Raw genomic sequence first — 15,059 nt, 5'->3', positions numbered from 1 at the left:
CCCGTGTTGTATCCATTATCGACGTTATTGTTGCTGCCGTTCCTGTTGATCCAGGGGCGCCGTGTCCGGCGGGATACCCCGCGGTTGCCAGAGCCCCCAGGGGAGCGCCATGGCCAGCAGGGGGAGGGCGCTCCGTTACGGGTGCTGATCCTGGGAGATTCTGCGGCGGCGGGTGTGGGTGCCCGGCACCAGGACGAGGCACTTTCGGGGCGCTTGGTCACTGCGTTGGCTGAACGCCACCGGGTCAGCTGGACACTGTTGGCACAGACCGGGCGAACCAGCAGTGATGTGCTAACGGCGCTGGCAGAACAGCCAACGGAGTCCTATGACGTTGCGCTGGTCTCGGTGGGGGTTAATGATGTCACCGGCCGCACCGGGACCCGGGACTGGCAAGCCAACCTGGGGGCGCTGGTGGCTGACCTTCGTACCCGGCTGAATGTCCGTTATATCCTGTTTACGGCCGTCCCGCCCATGGGGCGATTCCCGGCGCTACCACAGCCCCTGCGCTGGTATCTTGGGTTACGGGCCGATCAGCTGAACGGTCTGTTGCAGTCGGTATGCGCCGCTGAGGCGGGCTGTGATTACCTGGCCGTGCCGTTTCCCCTGGACGCTAACCTGATGGCCAGCGACGGTTTTCACCCCGGTCGTGACGCTTACACACTCTGGGGGCAATACGGCGCGCAGCGGATTACTGACTGGCACCTGAGCCGCCAAGCGTGACCCGCATTGATTGACAGGCATTGGAGGCCTATTCCTTGATCCCCACCATAACCAGCAAACTTGATTCCGTCAGCCGATACGGCTTGATCATCCTGGCCGTGATCCAGGGCTATGCCCTTTATTTCCTGCACCTTGCTGTGGATAACGAGCTGTGGCCAGCCACCGATCCACGCTGGATGTTCCTGTTCTACAGCATGGCGATCGGGGTCCCCCTGTTCTACTACCTGGGGCTGGAGCGGCTGACGGACCGTCGCAACGCCTGGGTACTGGGGCCGTTGCTGCTCCTGCTGGGTGGTTTGGGTTGGCACCTGGGGTGGCTGAACTGGGACGCCGCCTTACCTGGGCCCACCCGAGGTTACTTTGGCTTTGTCCTGACGGTCAGCACGGTTGTGACGCTGTTCATCCTGGCGCTGTTTTTCCGGGTATGGTGCATTAACCAGCAGGCGCGGTTTGACTATCGCCAGTTGCTGGAGCTGTCCTGGCAGAATGCCCTGACCCTGGTCCAGCTGTGGCTGTTTATTGCTGTGTTCTGGGGCCTGCTGCTGCTTTGGGCCGGGCTGTTCAAAGTCATCGACATTGATTTCTTCAGCGAACTGTTTGAGGAGCTGCTGTTTGTCTACCCGGTGACCGCCCTGGTCGGCGGCTGGGGGCTGGTGCTGATCCGCGAGCGGATTCGCCTGATTGCCACCGTACAGGCCATGTGCGAAGGGCTGACCAAGGCGCTGTTGCCACTGGCCGCACTGATCATGGTGCTGTTCCTGGCGGCCTTGCCATTCACCGGGCTTGAACGGATCTGGGAGACCGGCCACGCGGCCCTGTTGATGATGTGGCTGGCGCTGATCCTGCTGTTTTTCTTTAACTCGGCCTTGAGTGAGAACCCGGATAAAGCGCCTTACCCGGTCTGGTTACGGACCCTGGTGTACCTCGCGGTGGCCCTGCTGCCGTTCAACTCCCTGTTGGCGGCCTGGGCACTGGGGCTGCGAATCGAACAGTACGGTCTGACGGTTGATCGCTTGTGGGCCGCGACACTCCAGTTGCTGATCGCCGGCTTTACCGTCAGCTATGCCGTACTGGTGGTCTGGAAGCGCAGCCACGCACTGGCCTCAATCCAGCGCACCAACAAAGTCATGGCGCTGGTGATGGCCACGGTGCTGGTGCTGATCAATACACCGGTTGCGGATCTGCGGGCCTGGGCTGCGGCCAGCCAGGCCGGCCGACTGGAGGCCGGGAAGGTCAGCGTTGAGGACTTCGATTACGCCTACCTGCGATTCGATCTGGCGGCCTATGGGGTGAGGGAGCTGCGCCGCCTGCGTGACAGCGACTTTGCCGCAGCCAACCCGGCGGTGGTTGGCCGCATTGATGCGATCCTGCTCCAGGAGAGTCGCTGGCAGGATACCCCCGTGGTGGATGTGAACGACCCGGTGGCGGTGGCCGACATGTTTGCGGTGGTTCCGGCCGGGACCGAGTTACCACAGTCACTGCTGAGCCTGCTGGCCGACAATCAGGCGTCGTGCCTGACCATGCCGGAGGAATGCACGGTGATTCAGGTGCCGCTGGAGGCCGGGCGCACCTACTGGATGGTGGCTGAGGGCGGACTGAAGAGCTATGTCCATGGCACGGTTTACCTTCAGGCGGGAGAGCGCGTGTCTGATATGGGTGCGTTGCAAGGTGCGGGCTGCGTCGAATCCGGCACATGGGAGCTGACCGGCGACGAGCGATTGGTGCCGGTGGAGCCCCATAGCGATGTGTTTACTGACGGCGAATGCTTCTTCCTGGTTCGACCATCAACAGATTATCTCAAATCACTGTTGGTGCAGCCGGTTGGGGCTGCCCAAATGGAGGAAGGTGGACAATGAACGTTGCAGTATTCTGTGGTTCCGGGTTTGGACATGCCCCGGGTTATCAACAGATTGCCGAAGCCTTTGGTCGCCACCTTGCGAGTGAGGGCATCGACCTGGTGTTTGGGGGAGGCAAGGTCGGCTTGATGGGAGTCGTTGCCGATGCGGTGCTGGCTGGTGGTGGCCGGGCCTATGGAGTGATTCCAGAGTCGCTGCGTGAGCGTGAGCTTGCCCACCCGGGATTGACCCGCCTCGATGTGGTGGCCGACATGCATCAGCGCAAGGCGCGTATGAACGAGTTGGCGGATGCCTTTGTGGCCTTGCCCGGAGGACCGGGCACCATGGATGAGTTGTTTGAGGCCTGGACCTGGGCGCAGCTGGGTTATCACCAGAAACCCTGCGCTCTGCTCAATGCCTATGGCTACTACGACCACCTGCTGGGGTTCGTCGACCACATGGTCAACGAAGGCTTTCTGGCCCCGAGGTATGCCGAGATGCTGATTGTGGAGAAGGAGCCTGAGGCGGTTGTGAAGGCACTGCGGTCCTACCAGGCGCCAGCCAGCAAATGGTCATCCCAAGCCGAATAGGTCATGCGATCGGTCCGCTCATTCAATTTTGCGGCCAGACCAGCAAGGCCACGCCAGCGGTTATCGCTACGGTACCCAGGACCCTGGGTACCAGACGGCCCCACGGCAACACCTTTTCCAGCAGCACCAGAACGGCAATCAGCGCGATGACCATCAGGTTCATGACGCCGCCCACAAACAGCAACATCATCAGCAACAGACAGCACCCAACACAATAGGCGCCATGGTGCAGCCCCATGGCCAGAGCTCCCCGGAGCCCTGGCTTCCAGTGTTGCATGACAAAGGCAAAGGGACCGCGGCAATGGCGCAGGCAGGTGTCTTTCCAGGGCGACCACTGATAGAGCCCGGCCAGAATCAGGATGCCTGCACTGAGCGGAACGCTGCTGCTCTTCATCATCGGGGTGACCAGCGCCGCTTGTTCCAACTGCCACTGTGCAGTGGTTGCCGCCAGACTGAATAAGGTCCAGACAATCACATAGCCGGTGACAAACAGCGCGGTGCCTAGGCCCGGGTGAGACAAACGGTTATGGCGGGCTACCTGGCGGTACAGCAGAATCATCGGGGCCGCGCTGGGGAGCATCATGGCCACCATCATGATGGCCCACATCAGGAACATCATCAGGAAATAGCTGGCGGTCCAGGGCCGCAAAGTCATCATGTCCATCATGGGCATGGCGTCCATGCCGATGGCCATATCCACCAGGTACCACCAGCACAACGAAACAACCACCACCAACGCCAGCAGGGTGGTGATTGTGTCACGGGACAGCCTTACCGTCTGGGGGGCGGCATCGGTTGTCATCGGCTCTCCTTAGCGAAAGACGCCTTGCGGGCCAATGTCGAGATGCGTCATATGGCTGTGACTGCCGGCCAGCTCCAAGGGCATTGCGGCTCTTGCGCTGGTGCGCCCACTGGCCACTTCCGCCACGGCGTATTCAAACCCTTGGGGCAGGTCAATCCGCGCCCGGTGTTCCAGCCCGGAAACCGGGTTGATGATGGGCTCGCCCTTGGCCTCTATAAGATCGCCAACCTTGACCGACGCCTGGCGCGCGTCGACATCCCCAGTGATCGAAATCGGGCAGAACACGGGGTCGTTCATCTTGGTCATGGTGCTGGCAAACACGTTGAAAAACGTGGCGCCGGGCTCCGAGGTTTCACCGGACAAAATGGCCAGAATCGCCTCCCGCTGCGCTTCATTGGCATTTTCGTCGATAAAGGCCTGGGCCTCGCCATTTCCCTCGTGAATCGCCCCGGGCCACTTCAGGGTCATGGCAAACGCCAGGCCGTCCAGTCGGGTGTCTCCGAAGTACCCCTTGTCGATCCTGACAGCCCCGAGCGCTTGGCAATTACCTTTGGTCGGCAGGGCGTTGAATTGACAGGGACAACCGAAATCACAGTTACAGTTTACAAACTCAAAACCTTCGATACGCCAGTCCGGGTGATTCATGATTCACCTCCACCGGATAGAGTTAACAACTATTTAGTATAGAAGCCGGGGGTGAGGCAGGGATGCGGGTGGCGGTCTAATTTTAGACAGATACGCTTTAAAAAAATGGGCGCTATGCCGTAATGGTTTTTAGATCCTACCGTGAGGGTTCCGGGCAGCGAATCACCGGGCAGTGTGGATTGGGGGTACCGGTATTGATGGCCGGTGGTGGCGGAAATCGTTGTGGCTGCAGGTGTGTCGCGCATTGCCGGGCGGCGGTTGCTGCCACCGGGCAGTCGAGCTGGGTGAGGGCTTCGCCGAGGTTGTTCCACCCTGCTGCCAGCTGCGGGAAATCCTGGGTAAGGGTTCGGTAGTGCTCAGTGGCTTCCTGCCAGTGTTGTTGGGCATAGGCGACGTTACCGGCCCCTAGTCGAGCCGCGGGCTGGTCGGGCCAACGTTCATAGGCGGTGCGGTAGGCCCTGGCTGCAGCCTCCAGCTGACCCGTGGCTTCCAGGTCATGGGCGCTGCTCAGGAACGGTAGGGGGGTGGCGGTGGCCGGGAGTTCATCTGGCGGCAACATGGTCACTGCCCAGCGTTCGGCACGGTCCCAGGTGGTCATAAAGGCTGCTACCGGCTGCCGGTAGTGGGCACGGGTGCCGGAGTGGAGGATCAGTTCCTGCTGGCGGGCATCAAAGCCAATCATTACCGCGTAGTGCCACTGTGGCCACCAGTTGAAGCGGAGGTTCTGGAACACCAGCACGGGGTGCCCTGCCTGCAATTCCTTCAAGACTGCAGACAAGGCGGGGGCGAGGCGATAGACCAGCAACCCGGCCTGCCGTGCGGTGGCCACCATCTCGATTTGCAGGGTGCCCTGCCGGTCAGGCAGGTAGACCCGGTCCACCAGAGCCTGCGGCTGGGTGCCGATGCCCTGGCTGTTCAACATCATGGCCAGCGACGCTGGTCCGCACTGGTACTGCTCTTGAGGGTAGAATGGGACGTCAGACACCAGCACCGGGCGCCCGCTCGAAGGCACGTCAGCCGGCCAGGGTGGCTGGCTGGCACAACCGGATATCAGTACCACCGCCAGCAACAGCCACGTTACCGGCGGTACCCTGACACTAACCGCCATCAGCAATCAGCGGATACAGTTGACGAAGGGGAAGATGTCGGTGGCGCACAGCATGTCGGTTACGATGAACACCAGCAGGAACAACACGATGATACCCACCACGCCTTCACCGGCCGGGGCCTCAGCCAGTTGCGCTTGGAACGACGCCAGTTCGGTGGGGGTCAGGGAGTCGATGCGGTCACGGACCTGCTGTTCGGTAACGCCCATGTCCAACAGGGTCTGTTTGACGTCGTCCTGTTCAAGCATGGTGAGCAGTTCCTGCTTTTTCAGCTCTGAACTCTGCTCGGTTAGCAGCTCGTCGGTGCCAACAATGGCCGCCGCTGCGGGCGCTGTCCACAGGGTGCAGAGTGTCATGACCATCACCATCATTGCAGCAACCGGGCGAATCATCAATCTGGAACCAACCATAACGTTACTCCTGAATCGGGTTCGGCCACCTTCGTTCATCGTGGAAAAGGCAGCGGGCCACATTAGTGTAGCCCTTTGAGGGTGTTGATCTCTCTATTTGGGCGGTTACGGGCGTGTAATGTCTGGTCGGTACCCGCTAATACCCGAGTTGGGATTGCCTTGGACAAGACGACGTTTTGACGCCACAGTGGTCGTAGAGGCGAGAACCCCCGCCGCTTGAAATTGACAAGGAAGGTAGCTAAGCGATGACACGTGAATACCGTTACGCCCTTGGCAGCCGGACCTGGCGGTTTGGCAACCTGGCTGAGCTGATGGCCAAGGCCACCCCGGCCCGTTCCGGTGATCGTCTGGCAGGGGTGATGGCGGCGTCGGCGGAGGAACGGGTGGTGGCGCAGATGGCCTTGGCGGAGGTACCGCTGAAGACCTTCCTCAACGAGGCATTGGTGCCCTATGAGGACGATGAGGTGACCCGGCTGATCATTGACGACCACGATGCCGGGGCCTTTGCTCCCATTTCCCATCTGACCGTGGGGGACTTTCGTAACTGGCTGCTGAACGATGCCACCACGCCGCAGGTGCTGCGGTCGGTCAGGGCCGGGATAACGCCGGAGATGGCCGCGGCGGTCAGCAAGCTGATGCGGAACCAGGACCTGATCCTGGTGGCGAAGAAATGCCACGTCACCACGGCGTTCCGCAATACCATCGGCCTACCGGGGCACCTATCCACCCGGCTGCAGCCCAACCACCCCACCGATGACATTTCCGGTATTGCTGCCAGCATCCTCGACGGTCTGTTGTACGGTAATGGCGATGCGGTGATCGGCATCAACCCGGCCACTGACAACGTGGCCCAGGCCATCAAGTTGATGACACTGATGGATGAGGTGATCCGCAAGTACGACATTCCCACCCAGTCCTGCGTGCTCACCCACGTGACCAACACCCTGGAGGCCATCGAACAGGGCGCACCGGTGGATCTGGTGTTCCAGTCCATCGGCGGCACCGAGGCCACCAACCGGAGTTTCGGGTTCAGCCTGGCCAACCTTGCGGAAGCCCAGGCGGCGGCGTTATCCCTCAACCGGGGGACGGTGGGCAATAACGTCATGTATTTCGAAACCGGCCAGGGCAGTGCGCTGTCTGCCAATGCCCATCATGGTCTTGACCAGCAAACCTGCGAAGCGCGGGCCTACGCGGTAGCGCGAAAGTTCAGCCCGTTGCTGGTCAACACCGTGGTCGGGTTTATTGGTCCGGAATACCTGTTTGACGGCAAGGAGATCCTCCGCGCCGGCCTGGAAGATCATTTCTGCGGCAAGCTGCTGGGGCTGCCGATGGGGTGCGACGTTTGCTACACCAACCACGCCGAAGCTGATCAGAATGATATGGACAACCTGCTGACGTTATTGGGGGTGGCGGGTTGCAGCTTCATCATGGGCATTCCCGGTTCCGACGACATCATGCTCAACTACCAGACCACCTCCTTCCACGACGCCCTGTACCTGCGCCGAGTGTTGGGCGTGGGGGCGGCTCCAGAGTTTGAACGCTGGCTGGCGCAGATGGAGATCATCCGTGACGGCAGCGGCTACCAGCTTCATGACACGGTGCCTGGTCCGTTTGCCGGCACCCTGAAAAACCTGTCGGGAGGCGTGTGCCATGGTGAGTAAGAAACCGTTGGGTCAGGCTCCGTCGGCAAAGGATCATGGCGGGGTGGTGGACAACCCCTGGCGCCCGTTGCGGGCCTTCACCGATGCCCGGATTGGCCTTGGCCGGGCCGGGGTCAGCATACCAACCGCGGAACTGCTGGCGTTCCAGCTGGCCCACGCCCAGGCCCAGGATGCCGTTCACCTGCCGCTGGATGTGCCAACACTGTGTCACCAGCTGGCCGAAGGCACCCTGTCCGAGCCCTTTCGACGGCCCCTCGTGCTGCACAGCCAGGCGGCGGACCGGATGACTTACCTGCAGCGACCGGACCTGGGGCGGCGACTGGACGATGACTCCCGTCAGCACCTGCAGGAGTCGTTGCTTGGCAACCAGGTAGACTGCCCATATGACCTTGCCGTAGTCATTGTCGATGGCCTGTCTTCCCGGGCAATTCAGGACAACGCCCTGCCGTTCCTGCAGGCCTTTTCCCAAGCGCTGACCAGCGATTCACAGCACTGGCGACTGGCCCCGCTGACGGTCGTGGAGCAGGGGCGGGTGGCCATTGGGGATGAAGTGGGGGAGCGGCTAAATGCCAATGCGGTTCTGGTGATGGTGGGGGAGCGGCCAGGATTGAGCTCGCCCGACAGCCTGGGGCTCTACCTGACCTGGGGGCCCCGTGAGGGTCTCACCGATGCCCATAGGAACTGTATTTCCAACGTGCGACCGGCCGGGCTGAAGCCGACCGAGGCCAGTCTGCGATTGTTGTACCTGTTGACCGAATCCCGCCAGCGCAAGTTGTCTGGAGTGCAGCTTAAAGACCGAACTGAAGATAAGACCCTTGCGCACTCACAGGTATCGAGCCCGTTCCGCCTGACCTGATGGCGTTGCTGTTTCTGTTTGCACTTCCGGGGCGGAATCTGAATCTCCGGCGGGGTGAATATGCTACCCTGACGCCAATGTAACCCCACCAGCCCAGGCCTGTAAGACGACACGCTATGTTTAACGCCTCATCAACCCGTTTGAACAAATACATCAGCGACAGCGGCATCTGCTCCCGGCGCGAAGCCGACCGCTACATTGAACAGGGCAATGTGTATATCAACGGCAAGCGCGCGACCATTGGTGACCGGGTTAACGCGGGGGATACGGTCAGGGTCAATGGCCAGTTGATCGAGCCGCAGGACGAAGCGCATTTTGTGTTTATAGCGCTGAACAAGCCCGTAGGCATTGTGAGTACGACCGAGAGCAGCGAGAGGGACAACATTGTCGATTTCGTGAAGCACAGCGCCCGGATCTTTCCGATTGGCCGGCTGGACAAGGACTCCCAGGGACTGATTTTTCTGACCAACAACGGTGACCTGGTGAATAAGGTGCTGCGGGCGGGCAACAACCATGAGAAGGAATACCTGGTTACCGTCAACAAGCCGATAACCGATGCGTTTATCGAGGGCATGAGCCAAGGGGTGCCGATCCTTGGAACCGTCACCAAGAAGTGCAAGGTGACCCGGGAATCGGCCAATGTCTTGCGGATCATTCTGGTTCAGGGCCTGAACCGGCAGATTCGCCGGATGTGCGAACACTTTGACTATGAGGTCACCAGGCTCGAACGCATCCGGATCATGAATGTCGGGTTGAAAGGCTTGCCTGTCGGTGAGTGGCGAGACCTGACCGAAAAAGAACTGTCGGTGCTGCTGAAAGCGGTTGAGCACTCCTCGTCGGAAGCGCCTGCGACTCCGACGGCGACGGCCAGGAAGCCAAAGAAACCGAACGCCAGATCCGGGGCGAAAACGCCGGGCAAAGCCGCGCCGAAAACCAAAGGCGGGCCGGCGGGCAAGAACCACCCGCTCCGGAAATCGTCCGGTCCCGGTGGGGCGAACAAGTCCCGGAAGCCGACGGCGTCTGCAAGACCAAAGAAGGCGCGTAAACCCTCCATCAAGCGCAGCCGGTCCGCGTAACGGGCTCGCTGCCACCAAAGTCGTTTTGCCTGTTGGGGGCGGTCGTGGTTTGATGTCGGGCTTATATTCCAATTGCTAAAGACACAGCAGGACCCTGCCATCATGTTCCAATGCCAGATTGACCCCCGTTTTAACGATACCGATGCCCTGGGGCACATCAGTAACACGTCCTATCCGGTGTGGTTCGAACAGGCCCGCTCGCCGGTGTTCGAGTTGTTCCACCCCTCCCTCGACCTCAAGACCTGGCCGCTGATCCTGGCCCGTATCGAGGTTGATCTCAAAGCCCAGAGCTACTGGGGCAAGACCATCGAGGTTCGCACCCACATTGGCAAGGTTGGCAACTCATCGTGCCAGGTCGTCCAGGAGGCCTGGCAGGATGGCAAGCTGGTTGCGACCGGCGTGGCGGTGCTGATTTACTTTGATTACAAAACCGAGAAATCCATGCCCATTCCCGAAGACATTCGGGCGCGCCTGGCAGAGCATCAGCTGGCGGAGTAACCGCACGGCCCTAGCAGCAAAAACGGGAAGTCCTCAGGGACTTCCCGTTTTTTTTAGGGTTGGGCCTGAATCTCAAAGCCTGGGGTCTGCCAGGAGCGGGCTGGATAAGCGCCGTTGTCGTCGGGAATACCGTCCCGAACAGGACTACAATGGGCGTATCGAGGCCGGACTGACTGCGTGAGGTGGCCATGGCTCAATCCTCCCCCATACCGACAAAGCCCCAACCCCGGCAGCCCTTGACGGTGTTCTACGATGGCGCCTGTCCGGCGTGTATCCGGGACCGACACTGGTATCAGGCATGGGCCGGTAAGGCGGGTGAGTCGGTGCGCTGGCTGGACATTACCGGTCGCGATGACGAGCTCCGGGCCTTGGGCATCGATCCCGATGCCGCGCTGCGGGAGCTGCATGTGCAGGATGCCGGTGGGCGTATCCACCGCGAGCTGGATGCTTACATCCTGCTAATGTCCCGGGTCCCGCGGCTGAAGCCTCTGGCCTGGCTGATCGGTTTGCCGGGGCTGCGCCAGTGTTTGTCCTGGCTTTACCATACCTGGGTCGAGCGCCGGTTGCGGCGTCAGGGACGAGGGTCGTCCGCGGGGCGGTGATGTGATTCCTGTCCATGGCTCGCGTATGATGCCTGTCAGTTTCAAGGTGATGAATTGAATTTTCAGGAGAGAACCGATGATCTGGACCGTATACCTTTCTGGCGAAATCCATACTGACTGGCGAGAGCAGATTCAGGCTGGCGCCGAGGCGGCCGGCCTGCCCGTGGAGTTCACGGCGCCGGTGACCAACCATGAAGCCAGCGATGCCGCCGGTGATGTGCTTGGTGTTCCGGAGAACTCGTTCTGGCGTGACCACCAATCATCCAAGGTCAACGGCATCCGCACCAAGACCCTGATTGAATCCTGCGACATCGCGGTTATCCGTTTCGGCGACAAGTACAAGCAGTGGAATGCGGCGTTTGATGCTGGTTACTGCGCTGCCTTGGGTACGCCGTACATCACTCTGCACGGGGATGATATCGTCCACCCGTTGAAGGAAGTGGATGCCTCCGCCATGGCCTGGGCCCAGTCCCCGGAACAGGTGGTCGAGATTCTGAAATACGTAACTACAGCACAATAAATCCAATGAAGGCGAGAACCATGAAAAAACTGACTGCACTGATGTTTGCTGGCCTGTTTACTGCACTTTTGACGGGCTGTTCGCCGGAAGTTGGCAGTGAAGCCTGGTGTGAAAATATGGACGAAACCCCCAAGGGTGAGTGGAGCGCTAACGATGCCGGGGATTACGCCAAGCATTGTGTGTTCCGTTAAGCAGTAGGGCAAACCATGGAGAACCGGAAGTTTACCGACGCTGATCAGGACCTGCTGGTGGACATCATGCTGCACCGGCGGGATGTGAGAGGTAACAACTTCCTTGCCGACGAGGTGCCGGATGAGGTGGTGTCGCAGATTCTGCGGGCGGCTACCCTGGCCCCATCCGTCGGCTACTCCCAACCCTGGGAGTTCGTGATGGTTCGTGACCCAGCCATCCGCCGTCAGGTGGTGGCGGACTTTGAGGTTGAGAACCAGAAAGCCGAGGCCCGCTTTTCCGGCGATCGGCGTAACCTTTATACCCGCCTGAAACTGGAAGGTATCCTGGAAGCGCCGGTGAACATTGCCGTGTTCTACAAACCCTCGGCAGGCCCCGTGCTGGGCCAGACGTCCATGGCTGAGGTGGGCGAGTACAGTGTGGTCTGTGCCATTCAGAACATGTGGTTGATGGCCCGGGCACTCAATGTGGGGATGGGCTGGGTGAGTATCCTCAACCCGGATACGGTCAAGCAGCTGTTGAATGCCCCGCCAGAGAACAAGCTGGTTGGGTACCTTTGCCTGGGCTATGTCCGTCAGTTCTTCGATACCCCGGAACTGGAACGCCTGGCCTGGGACCGGCGTAAACCGCTGGAGACGGTTGTTCACGTTGACCGTTACGAATGAGGCAACGGAGTGGACATGCTGAAGATTTCCAACGCCGTTACCCTGGCTGACTGGGAAATCGAGATCAACCCGATCCGTGCCCAGGGGGCGGGCGGTCAGAACGTCAACAAGGTCTCATCAGCGATCCACCTGCGTTTCGACATTCGTCGCTCCAGCCTGCCGGCGTTCTACAAAGAGCGGCTGCTGGCCCTGTCGGATCAGCGCATCAGCAAGGACGGGGTCATTGTGATCAAGGCCCAGAGTTATCGGACCCAGGATCAGAACCGGGACGATGCCCTGGCGCGTTTGCGGGATCTGATCCTGGCCGCGGTGAAGGTGGACAAGGCCCGGCGTCCGACCAAACCCAGCCGGGCGGCCCGCCAGCGTCGCATGGACAGCAAGAGCCACCGCGGCAAAACCAAGTCCCTGCGCGGCCGGGTGCTGTAACCGATGGCGCTGGCTATTTGTTGACCGCTCTGGTACTGTGCCCGCCATCCTGCCTCGAAGGACTCCGCAGTTACCGGCTCAAACACCGGCTTGCGACCCATCCGATACGACCTGTCAGAGGACGGCACCCCCTTTATTGCGGCGAGTGACCGTAGTCGTCCAGTACACCCGGATCTGTTTCCCCGGGTGTCCCCGGCTATGCCCGGGCTTTTATTCAAGAGTTTAAATCTATGAGTTTTTCTTCCCTCGGCCTGTCTGAGGCGCTGGTTCGTGCAACTTCAGACCAGGGCTACGATCGTCCATCCCCCATTCAGTCCCAGGCCATTCCGGCGGTCCTTTCCGGTCGTGATGTCATGGCTGCCGCCCAGACCGGCACCGGCAAGACCGCAGGTTTTACCCTGCCGCTGCTTCAGCGCCTGTCCCAGAGTGAGCCCAAAGGCAAGGGTGTTCGTGCCCTGATCCTGGCACCAACCCGTGAGTTGGCGGCCCAGGTGGGTGACAGTGTTGCCCTGTACAGCAAGTATCTGCCTACGTCTTCGGCGGTGGTGTTTGGTGGCGTCAAGATCAACCCCCAGATTCGCCGTCTGCGCCAGGGCGTGGAAGTGCTGATTGCAACGCCGGGCCGGTTGCTGGATTTGCACCAGCAGGGTGTGGTGAGTTTTAACGATCTCGACATCCTGGTACTGGATGAAGCGGATCGCATGCTCGACATGGGTTTTATCCGTGATATTCGCAAGATTCTGGCGTTGTTGCCGGAACAGCGCCAGAACCTGTTGTTCTCCGCGACGTTCTCCGGTGAGATCCGCAAGCTGGCCCAGGGGCTGCTCGATAATCCGGTCCAGGTAGAGGTTTCTCCGCGCAACACTACCGCCAAGACCATCAAGCAGACGGTGTACCCGGTGGATCCGAGCCGCAAGTCAGCGCTGCTGAGCCGCCTGGTTCATGACAACAACTGGCAGCAGGTGCTGGTCTTTACCCGTACCAAGCATGGCGCCAATCGCCTGACCCAGAAGCTGGAAAAAGACGGCATCAGTGCCGCGGCCATTCACGGCAACAAGTCCCAGGGCGCTCGCACCCGGGCTTTGAGCAACTTCAAGGATGGTGAAATTCGCGTTCTGGTGGCCACCGATATCGCTGCCCGTGGGCTGGATATCAAGCAGTTGCCCCAGGTGGTGAACTTCGAGCTGCCTAATGTGCCGGAGGACTATGTCCACCGCATCGGTCGTACCGGTCGTGCCGGTGAACGAGGCCATGCCGTGTCGCTGGTCTGTGCCGACGAAGGTAAGTTGCTGGCGGGTATCGAGCGGCTGATCAGCCAGCAGATCCCCCGGGAAATGGTGGACGGGTTTGAGCCGATCAACAACCTGCCGTTGAAGCCCAAGGCAAAGGCCGATCCGTCAAAAGCACGTAACCGCTCCGGCGGCGGTCAGTCCCGAAATGGTGGTGGCGCCAGAAACGGGGCTGGTGCGAGTGCTAAAAATGGCGGTGGTGCCAGAAATGGTGGCGATGGCCTGCGCAAAACGTTGGCTGGGGGTCGAGGCAATGGTGGTCGATCAAACAGCGGCGGGGCAAAAAAGGGGCCCGCTTCCAGCGGGCCCAAACCACAGCGTACACGATAAGTGACGGACTGGTATTCCTAGAAGGTGTAGCTCAGGCCAACCATGTAAGCCATCGGGTCGATGTCCACATCAACCTCGGCGGTGCCGATGGTCTGGCCATTCTGGATGGCATCAATCTTGGCGGTGGTGTCGATGTCGATCCACCACATGGAGGCATTAAGACCGATACGGTCGGTCAGCTTCACATCCAGTCCCAGCTCGGCAGCAATGCCGAAACTGTCGTCCAGACGCAGGGCGGTGCCGTCAATCACGCCGCCGCCCAGCGCTGAGTCCACTGCGCCAGTCAGGGTTGCAGTGGTCTTTTCCTCGAAGAAATTGGTGTAGTTGATGCCGATACCAACGTACGGCTGGAACTGTGACGTGCTGTCCAGCGGATAGAACTGTGCAGTCAGGGTCGGCGGCAGGTGCTTGGTTTCACCCAGCTTGCCGGCACCGTCGATGGAGCCCGCGGCGTTGATGTCGTGGCTGAACGGGGTTGCGCCGAGCAGGCCAACACCAATATGGTCGGTCAGCATGTACGTAGCCGTAATACCGAGCTGAGTGTCGGAGTCGACGTCCACCTGCCAGTTGCCATCACCCACACCGTTGCCGCCAAGCATCACATTGCCGCTTGAGGTGTCCGGATCGACAAGGGCGGCGCCAACCCGCAGCAGGAAATCACCGGCTTCGTGGGCCTGGGCCACGCCGGTCATCAGCAGGCAGCCTGCAAGGGTACTGGTTTTCATGAATTTGGACATGGCAAACTCCTTGGTCAACATGCAATGAAATATTGGATGACTCGAAGCTTACCCGGCTGAGGCAGAGTTAAATTGATCTAAGACAAGTGCGATGTTGTCAGG

Annotated in this window: 18 protein-coding genes; 13 read left to right on the top strand and 5 right to left on the bottom strand. The window is 60.4% G+C overall.

The window, feature by feature from the left end:
- The first annotated feature begins 3 nt into the window (after positions 1 to 3).
- Genes BMZ67_RS02420 through BMZ67_RS02410 form a run of 3 tightly spaced genes read left to right on the top strand, consistent with a single transcriptional unit; the run spans position 4 to position 3,145 of the window.
- Entirely contained in the window at positions 4 to 720 is a 717-nt protein-coding gene (locus BMZ67_RS02420; protein WP_092020313.1) for an SGNH/GDSL hydrolase family protein, read from the top strand.
- Positions 721 to 755: 35 nt separating this feature from the next.
- Positions 756 to 2,576: a DUF4153 domain-containing protein gene (locus tag BMZ67_RS02415; RefSeq protein WP_139214318.1), complete on the top strand. Its 1,821-nt coding sequence runs from the start codon at positions 756 to 758 to the stop codon at positions 2,574 to 2,576.
- Positions 2,573 to 3,145, top strand: a complete 573-nt coding sequence (locus BMZ67_RS02410; protein ID WP_092020311.1) for an LOG family protein — start codon at positions 2,573 to 2,575, stop codon at positions 3,143 to 3,145. The genes BMZ67_RS02415 and BMZ67_RS02410 overlap by 4 nt, the downstream gene beginning before the upstream one ends.
- Before the next feature lie 22 nt (positions 3,146 to 3,167).
- On the opposite strand, the gene BMZ67_RS02405 is transcribed toward BMZ67_RS02410, so the two are convergent.
- From BMZ67_RS02405 to BMZ67_RS02390, 4 genes are all read right to left on the bottom strand, one after another.
- A complete protein-coding gene (locus BMZ67_RS02405) occupies positions 3,168 to 3,947 on the bottom strand; it encodes a DUF2182 domain-containing protein (protein WP_092020310.1) in 780 nt (259 codons plus the stop codon).
- 9 nt (positions 3,948 to 3,956) lie between these two features.
- Positions 3,957 to 4,592 (bottom strand): DUF1326 domain-containing protein, encoded by a 636-nt coding sequence (locus tag BMZ67_RS02400; RefSeq protein ID WP_092020309.1) that lies wholly within the window; start codon positions 4,590 to 4,592, stop codon positions 3,957 to 3,959.
- 136 nt (positions 4,593 to 4,728) lie between these two features.
- Positions 4,729 to 5,700: a PA2778 family cysteine peptidase gene (locus BMZ67_RS02395; protein ID WP_092020900.1), complete on the bottom strand. Its 972-nt coding sequence runs from the start codon at positions 5,698 to 5,700 to the stop codon at positions 4,729 to 4,731.
- Positions 5,701 to 5,706: 6 nt separating this feature from the next.
- On the bottom strand, positions 5,707 to 6,108 hold the full coding sequence (locus BMZ67_RS02390; protein ID WP_092020308.1) for a PA2779 family protein: 402 nt from the start codon (positions 6,106 to 6,108) through the stop codon (positions 5,707 to 5,709).
- Between the two features lie 245 nt (positions 6,109 to 6,353).
- Here BMZ67_RS02390 and BMZ67_RS02385 point away from each other — a divergent pair, with 245 nt between their 5' ends.
- From BMZ67_RS02385 to BMZ67_RS02340, 10 genes are all read left to right on the top strand, one after another.
- Positions 6,354 to 7,769 (top strand): ethanolamine ammonia-lyase subunit EutB, encoded by a 1,416-nt coding sequence (locus BMZ67_RS02385; protein ID WP_092020307.1) that lies wholly within the window; start codon positions 6,354 to 6,356, stop codon positions 7,767 to 7,769.
- Positions 7,759 to 8,625: an ethanolamine ammonia-lyase subunit EutC gene (gene eutC / locus BMZ67_RS02380; RefSeq protein WP_092020306.1), complete on the top strand. Its 867-nt coding sequence runs from the start codon at positions 7,759 to 7,761 to the stop codon at positions 8,623 to 8,625. The genes BMZ67_RS02385 and eutC overlap by 11 nt, the downstream gene beginning before the upstream one ends.
- 116 nt (positions 8,626 to 8,741) lie before the next feature.
- Entirely contained in the window at positions 8,742 to 9,701 is a 960-nt protein-coding gene (rluF, locus tag BMZ67_RS02375; RefSeq protein ID WP_092020305.1) for a 23S rRNA pseudouridine(2604) synthase RluF, read from the top strand.
- A gap of 102 nt (positions 9,702 to 9,803) precedes the next feature.
- Positions 9,804 to 10,199 carry an acyl-CoA thioesterase gene (locus tag BMZ67_RS02370; RefSeq protein ID WP_092020304.1) on the top strand — a complete coding sequence of 132 codons (396 nt, stop codon included), beginning with the start codon at positions 9,804 to 9,806 and terminating at the stop codon, positions 10,197 to 10,199.
- Positions 10,200 to 10,387: 188 nt separating this feature from the next.
- Positions 10,388 to 10,801, top strand: coding sequence for a thiol-disulfide oxidoreductase DCC family protein (locus BMZ67_RS02365; RefSeq protein ID WP_092020303.1), 414 nt, complete (start codon positions 10,388 to 10,390; stop codon positions 10,799 to 10,801).
- A gap of 76 nt (positions 10,802 to 10,877) precedes the next feature.
- A complete protein-coding gene (locus BMZ67_RS02360; RefSeq protein ID WP_092020302.1) occupies positions 10,878 to 11,321 on the top strand; it encodes a YtoQ family protein in 444 nt (147 codons plus the stop codon).
- Positions 11,322 to 11,341: 20 nt separating this feature from the next.
- A complete protein-coding gene (locus BMZ67_RS02355) occupies positions 11,342 to 11,512 on the top strand; it encodes a DUF3012 domain-containing protein (RefSeq protein WP_092020301.1) in 171 nt (56 codons plus the stop codon).
- A 15-nt stretch (positions 11,513 to 11,527) separates the two neighbouring features.
- Entirely contained in the window at positions 11,528 to 12,175 is a 648-nt protein-coding gene (gene bluB, locus BMZ67_RS02350; RefSeq protein ID WP_092020300.1) for a 5,6-dimethylbenzimidazole synthase, read from the top strand.
- A 15-nt stretch (positions 12,176 to 12,190) separates the two neighbouring features.
- The gene (arfB, locus tag BMZ67_RS02345) at positions 12,191 to 12,601 is read left to right on the top strand and encodes an alternative ribosome rescue aminoacyl-tRNA hydrolase ArfB (protein WP_092020299.1); all 411 of its coding nucleotides are present in this window, start codon (positions 12,191 to 12,193) and stop codon (positions 12,599 to 12,601) included.
- 230 nt (positions 12,602 to 12,831) lie between these two features.
- Positions 12,832 to 14,220 carry a DEAD/DEAH box helicase gene (locus tag BMZ67_RS02340; RefSeq protein WP_092020298.1) on the top strand — a complete coding sequence of 463 codons (1,389 nt, stop codon included), beginning with the start codon at positions 12,832 to 12,834 and terminating at the stop codon, positions 14,218 to 14,220.
- A 17-nt stretch (positions 14,221 to 14,237) separates the two neighbouring features.
- Here BMZ67_RS02340 and BMZ67_RS02335 read toward each other — a convergent pair whose 3' ends face one another.
- Positions 14,238 to 14,957 (bottom strand): OmpW/AlkL family protein, encoded by a 720-nt coding sequence (locus tag BMZ67_RS02335; RefSeq protein WP_092020297.1) that lies wholly within the window; start codon positions 14,955 to 14,957, stop codon positions 14,238 to 14,240.
- Between the last annotated feature and the right edge of the window lie 102 nt (positions 14,958 to 15,059).

The organism is Marinobacter zhejiangensis, assembly GCF_900114775.1.
GTDB classification, from domain to species: domain Bacteria; phylum Pseudomonadota; class Gammaproteobacteria; order Pseudomonadales; family Oleiphilaceae; genus Marinobacter; species Marinobacter zhejiangensis.
This window is presented reverse-complemented; position numbering and strand designations above follow the sequence as displayed.

Bases quoted from the DNA above. Each gene is read 5' to 3' on its own strand.
- BMZ67_RS02410 (WP_092020311.1), top strand. From the start codon at position 2,573: ATGAACGTTGCAGTATTCTGTGGTTCCGGGTTTGGACATGCCCCGGGT.
- BMZ67_RS02405 (WP_092020310.1), bottom strand. From the start codon at position 3,947: ATGACAACCGATGCCGCCCCCCAGACGGTAAGGCTGTCCCGTGACACA.
- BMZ67_RS02400 (WP_092020309.1), bottom strand. From the start codon at position 4,592: ATGAATCACCCGGACTGGCGTATCGAAGGTTTTGAGTTTGTAAACTGT.
- BMZ67_RS02395 (WP_092020900.1), bottom strand. From the start codon at position 5,700: ATGGCGGTTAGTGTCAGGGTACCGCCGGTAACGTGGCTGTTGCTGGCG.
- BMZ67_RS02390 (WP_092020308.1), bottom strand. From the start codon at position 6,108: ATGGTTGGTTCCAGATTGATGATTCGCCCGGTTGCTGCAATGATGGTG.
- BMZ67_RS02385 (WP_092020307.1), top strand. From the start codon at position 6,354: ATGACACGTGAATACCGTTACGCCCTTGGCAGCCGGACCTGGCGGTTT.
- eutC (WP_092020306.1), top strand. From the start codon at position 7,759: ATGGTGAGTAAGAAACCGTTGGGTCAGGCTCCGTCGGCAAAGGATCAT.
- rluF (WP_092020305.1), top strand. From the start codon at position 8,742: ATGTTTAACGCCTCATCAACCCGTTTGAACAAATACATCAGCGACAGC.
- BMZ67_RS02370 (WP_092020304.1), top strand. From the start codon at position 9,804: ATGTTCCAATGCCAGATTGACCCCCGTTTTAACGATACCGATGCCCTG.
- BMZ67_RS02365 (WP_092020303.1), top strand. From the start codon at position 10,388: ATGGCTCAATCCTCCCCCATACCGACAAAGCCCCAACCCCGGCAGCCC.
- BMZ67_RS02360 (WP_092020302.1), top strand. From the start codon at position 10,878: ATGATCTGGACCGTATACCTTTCTGGCGAAATCCATACTGACTGGCGA.
- BMZ67_RS02355 (WP_092020301.1), top strand. From the start codon at position 11,342: ATGAAAAAACTGACTGCACTGATGTTTGCTGGCCTGTTTACTGCACTT.
- bluB (WP_092020300.1), top strand. From the start codon at position 11,528: ATGGAGAACCGGAAGTTTACCGACGCTGATCAGGACCTGCTGGTGGAC.
- arfB (WP_092020299.1), top strand. From the start codon at position 12,191: ATGCTGAAGATTTCCAACGCCGTTACCCTGGCTGACTGGGAAATCGAG.
- BMZ67_RS02340 (WP_092020298.1), top strand. From the start codon at position 12,832: ATGAGTTTTTCTTCCCTCGGCCTGTCTGAGGCGCTGGTTCGTGCAACT.
- BMZ67_RS02335 (WP_092020297.1), bottom strand. From the start codon at position 14,957: ATGTCCAAATTCATGAAAACCAGTACCCTTGCAGGCTGCCTGCTGATG.